This window comes from Sphingobacterium sp. LRF_L2, from assembly GCF_965644235.1.
Lineage (GTDB): Bacteria > Bacteroidota > Bacteroidia > Sphingobacteriales > Sphingobacteriaceae > Sphingobacterium.
Window position 1 is genome coordinate 109,681 of record NZ_CBFFRI010000010.1, and the last position, 17,860, is coordinate 127,540.

The window sequence follows — 17,860 nt, forward strand, 5'->3', positions numbered from 1 at the left end:
TAATGTTAGTGTTATTTGATGCCTAATTGAATGTCTGTAATGTCCAGCGATCTATCCAAGAGACAGAAATTCCGTCATTGTTGATGGAAATAGGTAGCCAAATATAACGGCTATCAGCTAAGTTTTCTGGGTTCCAACGGTCTGCCATAAAAATAAAGGCGTCTTTCCTACCTTCAACAGGTAAGACATAGGTAGATTGCGCGTCGAATGTAATATTTGCATGTGGGCCTCGCATAGGATCACCTAAAGATTTCCAAGGTCCAAAAAGTTGATCAGCCACATGTAATTCAGCTCTATTAGGAGCCCAGCCTGTACAGCCACTGGTAAAGAGGTAATATTTATTATTGTGCTTAAATAATGCTGGCGCTTCTCGATGATTACGAAACAGTAATTTATCTTCCGTAGTTGGATTTTGATAATCGTCTGTCAAACGGGTCAAGCGTAAGGCATAATTTTCGTCGGAAGAATAAATATGATAAGCACTACCGTCGTCGTCTACAAATAGCCCCATATCTCGGGACATATTATTGTTCGGTCTAAAACTTCGTACATAAGTAAACGGACCGGTTGGGCTATCACTTACCGCAACAGCTGCACGCGCAGCAGCATACCCCTGCCCCTTAAGCTCAAGGTGAAACCAAAGGACAAATTTTTTCGTGTTTGCATTGTAAATCACCTTAGGTCGTTCCATCAAACATCCCCAAGCAATGTCACTATCTGGATCGTCAGACGGTGAAAATGCTAAAGTCTCAAATGTCCAATTGTAAAGGTCTTTAGAGGAGTAAACATTTACTCCCAACGAAGTTTTTCCACCTCGCTTTTCGCCGTACCAATAGTAAGTTCCTTCATGATAAATAATTCCACCTCCATGTGCGTTGATATGCTGGCCATATTGATCATTCCACAGCTCTCCAGGCGTAAATTGTGCCAACTCCTCTGGCAAGTGCTCTTCTTTTTGGTAGACGCGGACGTAATCAATTTCATACTTTGCAGGTAGCAGGCTATCATCAATCTTTCCTCCGTTAATTCCACCAAGCGCAAAATTTAACAACAGGTAGTGGGGTTGTTGAAAGGGGTTCAAGCCACTACCGTCTTTATTTTGAAGGTCCTTTATGCTCTTCCTATTCATCAAACTATCGTCTACATACAACGCGATTTCATTTTCATCCCAATCCATTCTCCAGGTATGAAATTCTTTTGCCCAAGCCTTTCCGCCAAGTTCTTTGACAGACTTCTTTGCGCTGCTCCAATTGGCCGTCCAACGGTCTTTTGTGCCAGAAGCGATGTTAGCCAAGATATTCCCCTGATAGTATTCCATGATATCAATTTCTCCATTCGAAGGCCATTCACCGTCCACACCCAAGGTCCAAAATGCAGGCCATAATCCAGACCCGATAGGAATTTTTGCTTTTATCTCAAACCGACCGTATTTCCATGTTTTTTTGTTTAAGGTATTCAAAGACGACGATGTATATTTTATTTCCTTACGAGACTTAATCCAGTCTTTACTTCCCTGTTCGAATGTGGGATTGCTTCTCTTTGACTGCTCTTTGCGCGCTTCAATAACTAACAGACCATTCTTACAATAAGCGTTATCTTTTTGATACCACTGATCTTCACGATTCCGCATAAAGCCTTCTTCAAAATTCCAATTCGATTCCTGAGGTAGCCCCTCTTGATCGAATTCATCTGACCACACGAGCCGGTAATTGTCGTTGGAATATTGCTGCGCATAACTCGAAAAACACATGGCAAAAAGAAAAACAGAATAAAGGAGTCGCTTCATAAAAAATTAAATTGTTATCGATATCATGAATAAATATATGTTACTTACAAATTTATTGGATAAAAGAAGTTAAAAAGGGGGCATTTTCAGCAAAAAAGTTGGGGATATTGAGAATAAGGCGATAAACATGTCACGTATTGATTACAATCGATTAGTTATCGAGATGGCATCTTCACTCTAGCCCATTTTTCACGAAAGACTGCTCCATTCACCTCACCTGTAATAAACAAGGTATCTTCTGTCCGAAAAACATAAGAGATTTTGGAAGACAGATTAAGTAAGATAGGATTTGTTGCAAATTCAATTTCTTCACTATACAACGTATCTGAATGGACTTTAAATGTTCCCTCTTGTCTGATTGATGTACCTTGCGAACCAATGGATAGAAAGCGATACGTTCGATCCTTTGCAAAAATCTTCAATTGTCCAGGAAGAATAGGGAATTCCTCTCCCGTTGCATTTTCAACAGCCACAAGCTCCCATATTCCGATAAAACGATCTTTATTTTTTTTTGACGGTAAAGTAGCAATATTTGAGGAACAAAAAAATAGGGCTACAGTAATGAATAATAGGGTACTATATATACGTATCATAAAGTTAACTTTAAATAGTTGTTAAACGAACTACTCCATATTGCTATGGAGTAGTACACACTATACAGGAGCCTTTTGAAAACGATTTTGCGAAACTATTTTATTGCAAATCCGTCCAGTAACAAGGCTAACAATCTGTCAAATTTTTAAGGTTATTCTATTCAATTAAGTCTTTTGTCCTTGGCGATTGCTGTTAAGGTAAGTGGGCTCCACTATGCGAAGTCATACCATCCTTTCTCATTGCTTCGATAATAAGACAATTATAAACGTAATCCCAGCTAGAGCTTACTTCCGAATTTTGGTTTAATCCATAAGGCCACCAATGCTGACTGTCGCCGTTTATCGCGGCATCACTTCCATCAATATATTTAACCATCTGCGTAGCATTCGTCAACTGATAAGTACCATTAGAAATAGCATCATTCCACCACCAACTCGTGGTACCTGTTCCAAAGGTATGATTCATTTCATGCAACATTGTCCGTATGTTTTGATATGTAGAACTAGCCCCAAAACGCATCCATCCTTCATTATTGGCATCCGCAGTTGCTACCCCCGTATCATAGTTCAGCCAAACATGTTTGGTCGCTGAGGTATAGTTATTAGCATACCATACTGCACTATCAATTGCAACTTGCAAACGAGCATAGGCGGCAAGCTGATCAGCTGTTGGGTTATCAACCTTATTAAAAGTATAGGTTACATTTCCTTTTCCAATAGTGCGAAACGAAATTGATTCACCATAATTGACACCAGTTTCATTAATAGCGTAGGCTCTGAGATAGTAGTTTGTTCGTTCGGTTAGCCCATCAAAACTCACTCTAAACTTACCGATTCCTGCGGAGCTGTGGACAACTTTTCCATCATCAACAGTAGGATGCTCCGATTCTCCCCAACATACACCTAACTCTGTGATCTCACCTCCACCGCTACTTAGAACCTCAACGTCGTAGGAAGCACGAGATGAACCTATGATAAACATTGGTGCATTTGCAAATTCAACGGTCTGAACATCAGCTGTCCGGAGAATAATTTCTTCACTATATGCAATGCCGCCTTTGTTTTTTGCATAAGCTCGCAAGTAGTAGTCGGTAGATGCATTTAGATTACTGAGTTGAACACTAAATTCTCCTGAGCCCTTTACCGACGTGGCCTCCAACGCAGCGTCTTCAATTGTTGGATTTGGGGATTTGCTCCAGCAAATCCCTCTACTATTAACTAATGCACCTCCTTTTTCAGTAACAAGTCCAGTAATTTTTGCACTGGTTGTAGTGACATCTGCATAGGTCACAACGGCCAATGTAGGTAAGGCTATATCGGTCTCTTCGACAACAACGGTATCGTTTAACGGTACGCTGTCTTTTGAGCAGCTTGTTAACAAGATTACCGCTACACCTAGAAATACAAAAATTGCTCTCTTCATATCTTACGATTTATTATTGTGCAAGGTATTTAAGTTTTACACTATTAGCTTTCCAATATTGTCCCGTGCTGCCAGTACCAACAAGTGATCCTACAAAACCAAAAGAAAGTTCTGTTTCTTCTGTCAATTCGAAAGATAGACTCAATGTGCCCGTGCGATTCACAAAACTTAGATATTTAAATGCCTCAGAAGATAGACTTTCTATATTTGGAATACTTGTCCCTTTAGCTACAACAATATAAAATGATCCACTGCTTGATGCATCATCAATATCGACTTCATACTCATAGTTACCGGCAGGGAGTATGGTCGTTTGGTAGATTTTCCCGTTTGTGAAGGAGAGAAGATTGGTACTGTTCCATCCTGATTCCATTGTCAATCTGCTATTTTGGTTTAAATCCACACCACCATAGTAGACTCCATTTGACAAATAGTTTTTAACAGCACTATTCGTCACCCAGTTGGCAGGAGTAGCCCAACGAACTCCTGTAGATGCAGAAGTAGCAAAAGGAGCTGTAGTATTAGTGAGGTACAAAGCTGTAACATATCTCGTAAAATTCAATTCGGTGTACTCCGTGTAAAAAGTATCTATAGATAATGTGTCAGGACGAAAAAGTGTTCGGTATTTTACACTTTCGCCAATAACATAATCTTCCGGCAATAAAGAAGCTGTCGAATCAATAGGCACCAAGAACCTATGCTCTGCCGCATTTTCATCGGTATAAGACACCTCCGTTGCAATAACGCCGCTAGTCAAATCCATCCCACCCCATTCTATCCATCCCTCGTCTCCTTCAGAAATATAAGAATTCGATACAGGCCGATTAATTAATCCAGAGGAGTAGCGGGCGCCGTACGAAACTCCTGTCTTATATACGGTCAACGATTTATTGCCTAAACCGTCAAAAGTGACAAACTCAAAATTGTGAACACCTTCTTCTACCGGAATAATCAATTTTAAAGTATCTACATTCTCTGTACGCTGTATCGCGACATCAACAGAATCAGTTCGATTCCCCCAATAAACACGTAATTTTTCTATTTTCGGGTCTGCCAAAAAAAGTCCTGTCACATAAACTCTTTCCTTTCCAGAATATACGGTAACGGAATCAATCTTTCCTGTATAGGTAATCTCTCCTCCTTCTAAATATTTTTTATAATCGTCACTTTTTGAACAGCTCACTAAACAATATACAACAAGACAGGGCACTATTATGCGAAAGAGTCTCTTAATTAAATGCTTATCCATAATTTCTTTTTTTTATTTATACAAAATTACCTTAACGAGGATCCCCATATACTTGAACTTCAGAAATGGCCATGAAGGTTGAACCTGCCCAATTACGTATAGACTTTATCCGAAGATATCGGGCTTTAGATGCCGCGACATCAAAGTCATAACTTAAGCCAGAATAAGCCAACTGGTAGTCTTCGTCTGACTGTTCTCCAACTGGTAATCCCGAAGATTTAACACTTTCAAAACTGCCTAATAGATGCCAGTTATCCCAGCTGCCATCAGCGGGCGGATTGTTTGATCCCCAAACTTCAAAAAACCTCAAATTTCCACCATAGTAGTAAATACGTCCACTGTTGGTATACTCGGGGTAATCCCAAATAACAATCCTGCTCATTTTTGCCAAAACACCAGTATCGAACGTAACCCATTGTGCATTGGTCACACTAGCATCAGTCATGGAAATATTTGGCCAATAGAAAATATCACCATCCCACATCTTTGCCAATCCAGTTGAGGTATACCCTTGTCCTACATCCGTAGGTAGAACGACAGCACTGTAACGTGATTTCGGTAAAACAGTTTCATATAGAGGAGTAATAGTAGTCACTAGCGTATCTGTATAATTTAGATACTTATCTCTTACCGTGATTGCAAACTCCTGAGGAATCGTATCCAATCCACGTATAGTGCGACTTATCTGTTTCGCCGATGTATAGATATTATCCAAGGATGGCACCCATTCTCCCAATGAATCCTTCATTACCATAATCGTTACATCTTTTTCATTGTCATTTTCAGCTGTAATTCGAATTCCTCCAAAAGCAGCAATAGCCTCTAAGCTCCGAAAGGTTTCCCAAATAGGGTTTTCTAATGGCTCGATTGTAACATCTACTGCTTCAGAACTAACTTCGCTACGATTAACCGAATATAAACTGATAACATAAGGTTTCTCGTCCGCAAAACCTTCAACAGTGAGAGAATTGTTATAATAAGAAGACTTTACTTCCATCTCTCTTCCCGAAGCCAGTGTATACACCGCTTTTACATATAAAAGATCTTGATCCTTCGGTAGAGAGTACGTAATCTTTGCAGAACCAGGAAGATTCTCCACCCGAACATTTGAGACTTGCCCGGGAGGTGTAGAATTTAATACCGATGCCTGATTAAATTCTTCCGCACAACTTGTCAGTAGTAAAAACAAAAGGAAAAGTATATTTGGAATATAATATGATTTTTTCATAATTTTTTAAATTAAAAGTTAACTTCAATTACCAGCCTAAAGATTGTACTAACGCAGGATTTACCGTAAGTTCACTTTCCGATATCGGCCAAAAATAATCTCTTGGGGAGACGAAAGTTTGTGAATAGATCGTACGTAACTGATAGTAATCGTTTGTTTCTTCTTGACTTACACTCCATCCGGTAATATTTTGGTTAAAGTAATTCACCGCCAATTTCCAACGCCGTAAATCCCAAAAACGTTTTCCCTCGAAAGCCAACTCAATCATACGCTCACGTTGAATAATCTCACGAAGTCCATCTTTCGTTGTAGGCTTGCTAGGGTTATTAGAATAGCTTGTCCACGACTCTAAGATCCCCTTTAACCCAGCTCTTTCCCTAATTTTATCCAAATAAGTATATACTTCTGTCGAAGGACCAGAGGATTCATTCAGTGCTTCAGCATACATTAAGTAAACATCGCTAAGGCGGATATTAGGCCATGGGTAACTTTGATAACTCACCCCGCTACTGGCAAAAGCCTGTTCCCAATTCACCAATTTTTTCAAGAAATAACCGCTTTCATTAATCCAGCCATAGGTATTAGCACCTCCTTGCTGATTCAATTTACCTTGCAAAACGTAGGTATCTTCATCTGTCAAACTTGGCGTATCAAATTTAAACCAAACACCGCCATCAAATCCTAAAAAAGCATAAAACCGAGGCTCTCTGTCAAAATTTAATCGAGCCGTCGTATATCCTTCTTGGATATAAAAGCGTTCGGCATTGGTTGCTGTTCTTAACGTATATTTATTATTAAAATTCAAGGTTTTATCCTCAGTAATGGGAACACCATTTTGCGTATAAAACATCTCCGCTACTTTTAGAGGAGCACATAAATGTGAGCGAGCATCACTAACCGTAGCATCAGACGATAATCTCGCCATAGCATCTCGCTGTATATTCCAAGCCGTATGGTTTGGATTTGCCCAAATATGTTCCGAGGCCCAACGTTCATTGAATCCCAATTCAAGTCCGAGTACCGTCGCGGTCGAGTCAGATAACGTAAATTGACCATACTCATTTTTATTAAATGTGTTCAGATAAAAACCAGCAGCTTCTGCCGATTCAACGGCCTGCTTTGCAGCGTCAGCAGCTCTTGTCCATTTGGTGGCATCAACAGAGGAATTGAATAGCGACTCTCCCTGCGAGTTTTTCACGGCAGCATAGTCCGTATTGCCATTAAACAATGGGCTTGCTGCTGTCAACAAAATTTCTGCTTTCACGGCATAAATAATAGGTTTGGTAATACGTCCCAATTCAGAGGCTTGATCAGTTATCAATGAGGGGACAGATTTGCTAGCTGCAGAATCTAATAAACCAACCAAATAGTCCACCACTTCGTCCACAGGCCTCTGCACAACACGAACCTCTTCCTCGCTTGCATCAAGATCTATGTTTTCTCTAATGAGTGGGATTGGCCCATATTGCCTAAAAAGTAAATAGTGATAGTATGCTTTTAAGAACATCACTTCACCAAGCCAACGAGAACGCTCATCTGTCGACAAGTCAGGCACTTTATTTAAGTCTGATACATTTTCAAGAAATATGTTGCAATCACGGATAGCCGTCCAATAGCCATCTTCCCAAGTATTCACCAAAGGTCCGTTAACATTTTGCCCCCCTCTAGCAATTTGCCAATTGTAAGCTGGATATATTTCGCGCTGTGCTACCGGAATCCAGACCTCATCACCTGCCAGAAAACCCGTATTTGTCTGGGCATCCGCATTATTGGGCAACCACGCATAACAGGTAAACAAAAATTTCTCCGCTTCATTTCTTAACGAAAAAGCATTATCAATTGTCGCGACATTATCTGGCACAACGTCGATATAATCTGCACAAGAGCCAATTCCGAGAGACGATACGATCATCAAGAAATAGATTACAAATCGTTTCATTTTATATAATTTCATTTTCATCGTATTTAGATTTTAAAAACTAAGTTGAATACCCAGATTGTAGCTCGCTTGAATAGGATAACCAATTCCTTTACCCCCCATTTCCACATCCCACATTTTAAACTTGCTAATCGCAAAGAGATTCATTCCATTGGCGTATATCCTAAAGTTTTTAGCCTTTATTCTTTCCATGATACTAGGTTTAAATGTGTAACCCAATTCCACAGTTTTCAATCTAAGGAAAGCTCCGTTACGCATCCACCAGGTAGATTGTCTATTATTATTCGAGATTACCCCTTCACTTAATCTAGGCCAAAGAGCATACAGGTCACGGTTATCTTCACTCCAGTAACTGTCTGCGATAACTTGTAACAAACCATTTTGGTTACCTCCATTCAAGTAAAACGGAGAAATATTTTCAGGATTGATGAAGAAGGAAGATCGGGCCGAGCCTTGAAAATAAAAACTAAAATCAATTCCTTTATTTCCGACGGTTCCACCAAAGCCATAAATAATTTCTGGAGTCGTCGGGTATCCAAGCGCTACACGATCTAAATCTGTAATTTGTCCATCGCCGTTTAAATCTCTATACTTAATATCACCGCCCAAATAATCTGCACCTGGAGTACCAAATTGCGTAGGTGAGTTTAGAACTTCCTGATCATCTACAAAAAGTCGCTCCGCAATATATCCGAACTCCTGTGAAGCAGATGTCCCCACAGTATATCGAGATGATTCGGCATATGCTGGCTCATCTACAATAAGACGTTTACTTACAGCATAAGTAAAGGTACCCCTCCCTTGTAAATACCAACCATTCATAAACGATTTATTGTAATTCAATGTAACGTCGATCCCTTTACTTTGAGCCTTATTCGTATTAGCCACGATATCCGCACGTAAACCCATTGTAGCTGGAATATAGGACCGGTCGGTTAAAATATTACTTCGTACCTGCTTGTAAACATCAATATTAAGTTCCAACGCATTAAACAGACCCAAATCTAAACCAATATTGGTTTGTTGCGACCGCTCCCAAGTAATATCTTCATTCGCATACCTAGTAATTGCAACTGTTGGTCGAGAATAACCTCCAAGCTCTCCGAATGCTAAACTCGTACTATTCATGTTTACCTCGGATAAGTAGAAAAAACGCTCACTTGATTCGCCAATTTGATCATTTCCAGCATAACCGTGTGTGGCTCTCAATTTTAAATTATTTACGACACCCAATAAAGGTTCAAAGAATGATTCATTATGCAAATTGTATGAAAGTCCGAAAGAGGGAAAAAATCCCATCCGCTTATTTTTTGCGAAACGCTCTGAGCCATTGTATCCAAAATTAAATTCAGCAACATATCTATCATCAAAATTATAAGTCGCGCGTCCGGAAAGGCCAATATTACGAGAAGGGAGCGACAATTGCAGACTTCCTGCATTACCACTTAATGAATTCTGTATCAATCCAATAAGCGTACCTCCAATATTATGTTTTCCGAAAATCCTGTTGTAGTTGACGATACCATGTGCATAAAACATAGAATTTACTTCTTTTCCTGATTCGCTATAATCTAAATACTCTGTACCCACCGTTCCTACTGAACCTAATCCTCCATCATTCATAACACTGAGCATCAATCCACCAGAGGGGTCTACGGAAGATGTATAATAAAAAGGATTATACCGTCTACTTACCTCAAAATAAGCATATCTTTTGAGATAGGTCATTGCTGTTACATTCAACCCTGGAACTACAGAACTTAGGTCTTGGCGCAACTCAATCTGTGGCATAATGGTCGAGGTATTGTATTCTTGATAACCACGGACCATTTCCGCATAAGGATTTACATAAAGGCTTCCATTTCTATTTAAGGCATTTCCAAAAAGAGGATGGTTCATGTACGGGAGATATTCTGCTGGATAAACAGCTGGAAAAGCAACAGGATTAGACCAAATAGCACGTCTAAAAGTCATTGCTCCACCGTTAAGTCTATTTCCATCTTCGTCGTAGCCACCAATAGGACCTGTATAATCATCAAACTGCGCATAAACACGAACAATACCTATGGTAGTTGGCGTAAAATTGATATCTACATTTGATCGTACCGAATAATTTTTCAGTTTGATATTATTGTTAAAATTATTCGTACCATTAACCTTCAAAATACCATTGTCAATGTTGTATGTTCCTGCTAAATAGTAACGAGCTTTGGCTCCTCCTCCCGCAATACTCAAATTATTACGTTGATTCCAAGTATAATCTTTAATTAATTGATCTATCCAATTATTATTTGGATAGAGGAGCGGATTATCGCCAGCTTTCGTATGGTCGATTTTACTTTGCCAATAAGGCAACCCTTGTGCAGAGGCTCCATCAACAGGCCGCGTTAAATAAGCCTCATTTGCCATTTCCATATAAGTAATATTATCCGCGAATTTGAAGCTTCGGGTATTGGTCGAGATATTGTTCTCCGAGCGAAAATCAAATTTTGTTGATCCTTCTTTTCCTAATTTCGTAGTGATAAGAACAACCCCATTAGCGCCACGAGCGCCATACATTGCCACCGAATTAGCATCTTTTAATACTGAAAAATTAGCTATATCATCTGGCTGAAGACGAGCCATGTCATTTTGAGTAGATTCAACGTTATCTATTAAAATTAATGGATCTTGTTTTCCACTTCCGAATGTTCCCAAGCCGCGAATAAAAAAGTTAGCATTATCTGAACCAGGCTCGCCACTACGCTGAAAAGCGATCATACCTGCCACACGACCAGCCAACATCGTCGTTAAGTTACTTGTTGGCCCTTTTAATTCTTTAGGATCGATGCTTGTTACCGCACCTACAACAGATGCCCTTTTTTCGCGTTGGCCGAATCCTGTCACCACGACGTCCTCGATAACACTCTGATCTTCTTCTAATTCCACATTCAAGGTAATAACACCTGCAGAATTAGCTTGTTTCCCAGCTAAAGCAACTTCTTTTCGCACGTAACCGACATTGCTGAATACCAAAGTCGCGCTAGCAGCAGCATCAATTGAATAAGAACCGTTGACATCGGTAACAGATCGAGCTTGCCCACCTAACACACCAATTGAAACTCCTTCTAAGGCTTTATTTCCACTGGAAACTATCCCTGATACACGTATATTTTGCGCAATAGCAAAATGACACATCAATACAAAGCATAGAAGTATACCTGATCTTTGCCTAAGCAGTTTGTATCTTTTCATTATAAATTAAATTTGGTTAGTAATACGTAGATAATTTTGTATCCTCAATTATCGGCAGTATAAGTCGAATAGTTTAGGGGGGATTTGGTCAAAAAGGGGGGGGGAAATAGGCTCACTTAGATCGTAAAAAACTGATTTTGGAGTTAATAAATCTGATTTTAGTCAATGATAACCGGATTTTAACTTTTTTTCAAAACACTAATACCAGTGAAATAAATCAACTAATAAAAAAACATTGAGAACAACAAAAGTTCCAAACAAATAAAGCTTGGTTCTATCTTAAATAATAATTTACAGATGAACCAAGCTTAAAAAAAATAAAGTATATACAGACTAAAAAAATTACCTAGACGCCGTCCATAACAAGATTTCCTTTAAACTGATAAACAACTCCACTTACCGTATAATTATACCAAAATGTAAATTTTTTATTCGTAGGATCATACCCCCCTCCTCCATCAGTTAACGCAAGATTTCCCCAAGGTTGCAAAGTCAAAGTATTATCAGAATTAATGACAATCTTGATCCCATATTCAGCTGCATTCGCTATACTTTCTGTATTCGCTAAGTGAAATAAGCGTACCGAATTGTAGCTTGTAGCTTCAAGTTCTCTTAAGGTAACGACACTTACCGTATCTACTGCAGTTGATTTGCCATACTGATAATATGATCCAGTCATGGTATAATCGCCTGAATAACTATTATACATTGCCACAGAAAACATTAAAACAGTATCCGTTTCTCGGATTTTCACATAATCGGGATCAGATACATCGGTTATTTTGAAGGTTAGTGCAAGCAAAGAATCCCGCTCAAAACTGTAAGTTTTAACATAGATGGGCATACGAGCATAGATGTTATTAGATTTAATCGTTACAGACTTGGATGGAATTCTATAGTAGGAAGCACCCAACATCCGATATTGGATATCGTCATCTTTATACAAATACATAAAATTGTACTGATCTACCGCCGAACTACCTGCCTCTTCTACATTCACCATTATATCACGATCAATATATTGACTACCGCCGACAGCTAAAGAAATATATGTTTCAGCCTCTTCATCAGCAGTGGCGACATAAGGAACATCTACTGTTAGCAAACCTTCGTTATTGGATTGGTTTGCACCTACAATATAAACTTGCTTCATATACTGTTCCACATCCAATGGGTTTTCTTCGTTGCAAGCGTTAAACAACATCAGAAATATTGCCGTCGTCAAAAAAATATAATTTCTCATTTTATTTCTCTTAAAAAGTTACCAACTAGGATTTTGTACCAATTTGGAATTTTTATCCAAAACGTTTTTCGGCAATGGCCAAAAGTATAGTTTGAAAGCCCATTCCCTATCGGTTAGTACGTTATTGATGATTGTCCTCGTATAAAAAGAACTGCGTTGACTACTGGAAGCCTTTATATTCATTCCTACTATTGGCGTACCGAAAGCATCGGGAGCATCCAACCATCTTCTTAAATCGTGATAGCGCCTGCCTTCTAACGCAAATTCAACTTTTCTCTCCCTTTTTATGGCTTCTCGAACACTTGATTGGCTTGTCAGCTCTTCGGACGACATCCCAGGAAGCCCAGCTCTGTAACGAACCCTATTCACTGCGTTGGCAATTTCTTCTAAATCTCGTTGTACTGTAATTCCTGTACTTTCGTCAAAATAAGTCCCATTTAATTCGTTGAGTGCTTCCGCATAGTTCAATAATATCTCTGCATATCGAAAAATAGGAAAAACCTTACTCAGAGCACTTCCTCTCAGATTGTCCGTGTGATGATTATATTTTATACAAGTATACCCCGTATGGTTGTAATCATTTGGATAATTTGTCGTAGGTGCTCCATTTCCATTGGAATAATATGTTATTTCTACATTCTTATAAGTTGTCTCAGAGCCTGTATAAGTCGTTCCTTTAAAATAAGAATGACAAAAGCCTATTGTGGCATAAAATCGTGGCTCTCGGTTATCATACATTCTAGCGGCATTTGACGCAATTTGAACATCAGAGTGAACTTTTGTAGAACCTATTGTTTGATACACATCATTCGCTCCAGGATAAGGATATTCCGTACTGGAATTGTTGATATCCCGCCCGTCTTTCATTTTATACGCATCTACGAGATCTTGGGTAATGTTGAGCCCGTTTCCTCCTCCGTGAAGAGCCAGAGAAGAAATCCATAGTGGAGAATCTGTTGTCGTCGGACTCTGATTCGTGCACCATATTATCTCCGAGTTACTCGTTGCAGGAACCTCTCCTATAAACGAATACTTGTACGAACGATAAGGATCTATTCCACCTGCTCCATTTGGGTATTGATCCGTCGGCACATTGCTTGCCAGTGCTTCTGTATCCGTACTTCTGGGATATGTATATAATTCGTATTGCCCATTTTGAATGATCCTTTTTGCTGCCACAGCTGCTTTGCCCCACTTTGTATTATCATTCGTTTGGTTAATAAAATTAGTTCCATCGGTTCGCTTCCATGTTGAATATGAAGGGTTACCATTGTACATAGGACTTGCTGCTACCAAAAGAACCCTGGACATTACAGCTAATGCAGCTCCGGATGTCGGCCGATAAATATCCGACAGTGCATCCTTTGTATTGGGCAGATAGGAAGAAGCTAACTCCATATTTTCGATAATGTAGTTCACACATTCATCATAGGTATTTCTTTCCAAGGAGAGCTCCTCTCCAGTGGCATCTATGTCCAACACTTCATCCGGAGGAATAACTGCCGGGCCATACTGCTGTATAAGCAAATACATAAAATATCCTCGAAAGAAATACATTTCGCCAAGATATTCCCTTTTGGTCGAGGTACTGATATTCTTGGTTTCGTCTATACGTGCAATTACGGTGTTCGCCTTGCGAATACCTTTATACCAAGTACCGTAATTATTGTAATATGAATTAGCTAAATACGGTGTAATCTCCCCCAATAAAAATTTCATCCCTGCATGTCTATCATCGTTCCACGATATAAAATTCTCGTCCGATGCTATCTGGAAAGGTGCCCAAGCATTTGTCCATAAACGGTCTTCATTAGGGAGATAAGAAGCTATGCCGTTAATATACGTAAGTAATTTATCCTGATCAGCAAACACGCTGTCCAATGAGGTAAAATCATACAAGTATTCGTCAACGTTTAAATACCCCTTTTTGCATGAATCAAGGATAAAAAAACTGGCCATAAAACAGATACCCAAAAATATATTTGTTATTTTCTTCATTTTTTTCAAATTAAAAGGTGATGTTCATCTGCAGAGTATATGTTCTTTGCAGCGGATAAACAGATCCGTTATCGGAAGCTTGTTCCGGATCCCATAATTTCACACTATCCCAGATAGCTAAATTATCTCCTATAAGATTTAAGTTAATGGCCGCTATTTTCTTTTTTGCAAGCCGAACCCCTTCGAATCTGTAACCTATTTCCAAGTTTTTCAAGCGCAAAAATGAAGCGTCCGCCATCCAAAAAGTCGAAGCTCTATTATTGTTACTATTTGCACCATAGGTTAATCGAGGGAAGCGAGCATTAGGATTTTCAGTACTTGCATCTCCCGAAACCGAAGCAGGAATCCAGCGATTAGATTGATCCGTTACGATAGATAGCAAATTACCGGTTTCTTCTGCGGCAAAAGGATAATATCCGGAACCACCAAGAAAATAGCTTACTTGATTTTGCCCCGTGAAGAAAACATTGAAGTTCCATTTTTTCCAATTTACGGAAGCTGCAAATCCATAGACTATACGAGGGACATCTGAATAATCTAGAGGTACGACATCATCGGTATCTATGATTCCATCACCGTTGACATCTTTATATTTGATATCGCCAGGCAAGTAATTTGCCATGAAGGTTTGTTTTGGGCTACTTACAATGTCATCTTCATCTTTAAATAATCCCAAAGCGATCAAGCCACGTTGAACTCCGTAGGGAACGTCTGTATAAGATTGGTAAGGAAAATTCACACCTGTTTGTTCCCAATGTGTCACCTTATTTCTGGAAAAAGTAAAATTACCACGTAAAGTAAAGGTGAAATCAGGATTCAAGGTCTGTGTATAGGCCAATGTTCCATCCATCCCCCAACTCCGCATCGAACCAACATTTAAATAAGGAGATTGCGCAGCTCCTACTTCCTCTGGTATAGTGACGCGCTGTTGATAAATATCTTTTGCATCGGTCAAAAATGCATCAACTGTCAAATCGAATCTATTTTTATAAAATTTCGCATCCACACCTACATCATATTTAGTAGAAGTTTGCCATCTCAAGCCGTCTGTTCCTACCTTATCTTCAGTTATAGTTGACCCCCAGTCATTACTGCTCGTTGTTAGTATCGTCTGAAAAGGAAATCGCACCAATTTATCATTATCATCTAAAATCTGGGCATTTCCAACTTTCCCCCAAGACCCTCTTATTTTAAAGAAATCGATAAAAGGAACGTGATCATCTACCCATTCGTATTGGGTTGGTACCCAACCAGCTGATATGGCTGGAAAAAGACCGTATTGTTCCCCTGGCTTAAAGTTTTCTGAACCCGAATAGCCCATATTCAAATCAGCCAAATACGTATCTTTGTATGAATAAGCGATGCGTCCTGAAAGAGCCTGAAACCTTAACGGTACAATACTCATGTAGGAACTTTCATACTTATCTACATCAGATGTAACATCTTCCTGTCGATAATAATGCAAAAGCCCTGTAAAATTATGTTTATCATCAATTAATTTCGCATAATTTAAACGTCCTTCCATATAGACTTGCCTGTCCGCTTGCGATCCTTGACCATATGTAGGGTTCGTTGCAGACACCGTCCGCGTAGAGATAAGACTTCCATCATTTGCGCGTCCCGTGGCATGATAAACGTCCGCTCCAAGCTTTGTATGAGAGGCTGTATGCGTACTTTTATACATGTAAGAAAACAAGGCACTACCTGTTAATCCCGGGGTTACACTTTTCAAATCCTGTTGCAGATTCAGTTTAACATTCACGGTATTGGTATTTGTTTTGGAGAAACCCGTGTAATTTAAGAGGTAATATGGTGTGAGCTCTGTCCCGTTTGCCCCATACCCGGCCAACTGTCCTGTCGAGTACCGAAGGGGAACACTAACAGGGGTAATATTAGCCTGCGAAGTCCATAGGTATTTGTTATCTGTAGCATAAGCAGGCGAGTTTGTCTGTGTAATAGCATCGTCTAGATTAAGAGCCAATTGTGTTGTCGGCGTTAAATCTACATCTATATTTGCCCGAAAATTATATTTGTAATAATTCGTATTGACGTCGTACTTATTTGCTGCCTTATCTTGTTTAAAGATACCTTCTTTATTCAGGTATCCTAAACTCATGTAATATCTTGCATTTGTGCCACCTCCAGAGATATTCAGATTTCCTTGATCGTATCGTGAGAAATCCTTTAAAAGAACATCACGCCAATCTACATTAGGATATAAATCTGGATCTAAATTCTTTTTAAAGATTTCCAACTCCACCTCTGAATAAATTGGATCGAGGCCTCTTACCTGCCTGGCCTCGTTAGCTAATCGTGCATAATCATAGGATTCAACATATTCAGGCATACGGGCACTCTGTGTGATTGTTGAATTGGCTCTAAAAGACATTTTCAGAGCTCCAGCCTTACCTCTTTTTGTCGTGATTAAAACAACGCCATTTGCACCTCTAACACCATAAACAGCTGTTGCAGAAGCATCTTTCAATACAGTAAAACTTTCCAAATCGGAAGGATCTACGTTATTCAAATCTCCTTCTACTCCATCGATTAAGATTAATGCACTTTGATTCGCCCCAAATGTACTTATCCCGCGTACCCAAAACTCTGAAAAATCACTACCCGGCTCCCCACTTCGGGTCACAGCTATAATCCCAGGAACCCTCCCTCCTAACATATTACTTATTGATGAAGCTGGAACTTGTAACTCCTTTACGTCAATACTAGTAACAGCCCCTGTTACTGTAATTTTTCTTTGTTCACCTCGCCCAACTACAACAACTTCATCCATTTCATTTGTTTCTTCAGTTAATGCTATTTTCAATTTGAGCATTGATTCATTAACTTCTAGCTGATAGTCTTTATAACCCACCAAAGAAAAGATAACTGTATTTCCTTTTGATATATTTCCCAAAGTAAAATATCCATTATTATTAGATGTAGTTCCAGATCCTGACTTTTCTTTAATTCGAATACTTACACCGACCAATTCTTTACCATTCTCATCCATCACACTACCCTCTATTTTCAATAAATCTTTTGACTGCCCAAAAAGATGCAACTGTAAAACCAATAGAGGTACAATTAACATCAATATTTTTTTTAATGACTTCTGCATATCTTATAAATTCATATAACTAATTTTCAAACGTGTAAAAACAAATCACGAC

General features: G+C 39.2%; 10 protein-coding genes. All 10 read right to left on the reverse strand.

Annotated features, from left to right (window positions below; translation table 11 throughout):
* Positions 1 to 22: 22 nt before the first annotated feature.
* The 10 genes from ACSZOX_RS19250 to ACSZOX_RS19295 all read right to left on the reverse strand — a co-directional run bounded on the left by ACSZOX_RS19250 (position 23) and on the right by ACSZOX_RS19295 (position 17,808).
* Positions 23 to 1,786, reverse strand: a complete 1,764-nt coding sequence (locus ACSZOX_RS19250; RefSeq protein ID WP_437921818.1) for a family 43 glycosylhydrolase — start codon at positions 1,784 to 1,786, stop codon at positions 23 to 25.
* Between the two features lie 155 nt (positions 1,787 to 1,941).
* A complete protein-coding gene (locus ACSZOX_RS19255) occupies positions 1,942 to 2,379 on the reverse strand; it encodes a DUF4488 domain-containing protein (RefSeq protein ID WP_437921819.1) in 438 nt (145 codons plus the stop codon).
* Positions 2,380 to 2,572: 193 nt separating this feature from the next.
* Positions 2,573 to 3,802 (reverse strand): hypothetical protein, encoded by a 1,230-nt coding sequence (locus tag ACSZOX_RS19260; RefSeq protein ID WP_437921820.1) that lies wholly within the window; start codon positions 3,800 to 3,802, stop codon positions 2,573 to 2,575.
* A gap of 13 nt (positions 3,803 to 3,815) precedes the next feature.
* Entirely contained in the window at positions 3,816 to 5,051 is a 1,236-nt protein-coding gene (locus tag ACSZOX_RS19265; protein WP_437921821.1) for a DUF4998 domain-containing protein, read from the reverse strand.
* A 31-nt stretch (positions 5,052 to 5,082) separates the two neighbouring features.
* On the reverse strand, positions 5,083 to 6,279 hold the full coding sequence (locus ACSZOX_RS19270; protein WP_437921822.1) for a DUF4959 domain-containing protein: 1,197 nt from the start codon (positions 6,277 to 6,279) through the stop codon (positions 5,083 to 5,085).
* A gap of 28 nt (positions 6,280 to 6,307) precedes the next feature.
* Positions 6,308 to 8,239, reverse strand: coding sequence for a RagB/SusD family nutrient uptake outer membrane protein (locus ACSZOX_RS19275; RefSeq protein WP_437921823.1), 1,932 nt, complete (start codon positions 8,237 to 8,239; stop codon positions 6,308 to 6,310).
* A gap of 12 nt (positions 8,240 to 8,251) precedes the next feature.
* Positions 8,252 to 11,452: a SusC/RagA family TonB-linked outer membrane protein gene (locus ACSZOX_RS19280; RefSeq protein ID WP_437921824.1), complete on the reverse strand. Its 3,201-nt coding sequence runs from the start codon at positions 11,450 to 11,452 to the stop codon at positions 8,252 to 8,254.
* Positions 11,453 to 11,798: 346 nt separating this feature from the next.
* Positions 11,799 to 12,695, reverse strand: a complete 897-nt coding sequence (locus ACSZOX_RS19285) for a BT_3044 domain-containing protein (RefSeq protein WP_437921825.1) — start codon at positions 12,693 to 12,695, stop codon at positions 11,799 to 11,801.
* A gap of 18 nt (positions 12,696 to 12,713) precedes the next feature.
* Positions 12,714 to 14,693, reverse strand: coding sequence for a RagB/SusD family nutrient uptake outer membrane protein (locus tag ACSZOX_RS19290; RefSeq protein ID WP_437921826.1), 1,980 nt, complete (start codon positions 14,691 to 14,693; stop codon positions 12,714 to 12,716).
* 10 nt (positions 14,694 to 14,703) lie between these two features.
* Entirely contained in the window at positions 14,704 to 17,808 is a 3,105-nt protein-coding gene (locus ACSZOX_RS19295; RefSeq protein WP_437921827.1) for a SusC/RagA family TonB-linked outer membrane protein, read from the reverse strand.
* Between the last annotated feature and the right edge of the window lie 52 nt (positions 17,809 to 17,860).

Excerpts from the sequence above, each read along its gene's own strand:
- ACSZOX_RS19295 (WP_437921827.1), bottom strand. The coding sequence starts at position 17,808 with ATGCAGAAGTCATTAAAAAAAATATTGATGTTAATTGTACCTCTATTG.
- ACSZOX_RS19265 (WP_437921821.1), bottom strand. The coding sequence starts at position 5,051 with ATGGATAAGCATTTAATTAAGAGACTCTTTCGCATAATAGTGCCCTGT.
- ACSZOX_RS19255 (WP_437921819.1), bottom strand. The coding sequence starts at position 2,379 with ATGATACGTATATATAGTACCCTATTATTCATTACTGTAGCCCTATTT.
- ACSZOX_RS19280 (WP_437921824.1), bottom strand. The coding sequence starts at position 11,452 with ATGAAAAGATACAAACTGCTTAGGCAAAGATCAGGTATACTTCTATGC.
- ACSZOX_RS19290 (WP_437921826.1), bottom strand. The coding sequence starts at position 14,693 with ATGAAGAAAATAACAAATATATTTTTGGGTATCTGTTTTATGGCCAGT.
- ACSZOX_RS19270 (WP_437921822.1), bottom strand. The coding sequence starts at position 6,279 with ATGAAAAAATCATATTATATTCCAAATATACTTTTCCTTTTGTTTTTA.
- ACSZOX_RS19285 (WP_437921825.1), bottom strand. The coding sequence starts at position 12,695 with ATGAGAAATTATATTTTTTTGACGACGGCAATATTTCTGATGTTGTTT.
- ACSZOX_RS19250 (WP_437921818.1), bottom strand. The coding sequence starts at position 1,786 with ATGAAGCGACTCCTTTATTCTGTTTTTCTTTTTGCCATGTGTTTTTCG.
- ACSZOX_RS19275 (WP_437921823.1), bottom strand. The coding sequence starts at position 8,239 with ATGAAAATGAAATTATATAAAATGAAACGATTTGTAATCTATTTCTTG.
- ACSZOX_RS19260 (WP_437921820.1), bottom strand. The coding sequence starts at position 3,802 with ATGAAGAGAGCAATTTTTGTATTTCTAGGTGTAGCGGTAATCTTGTTA.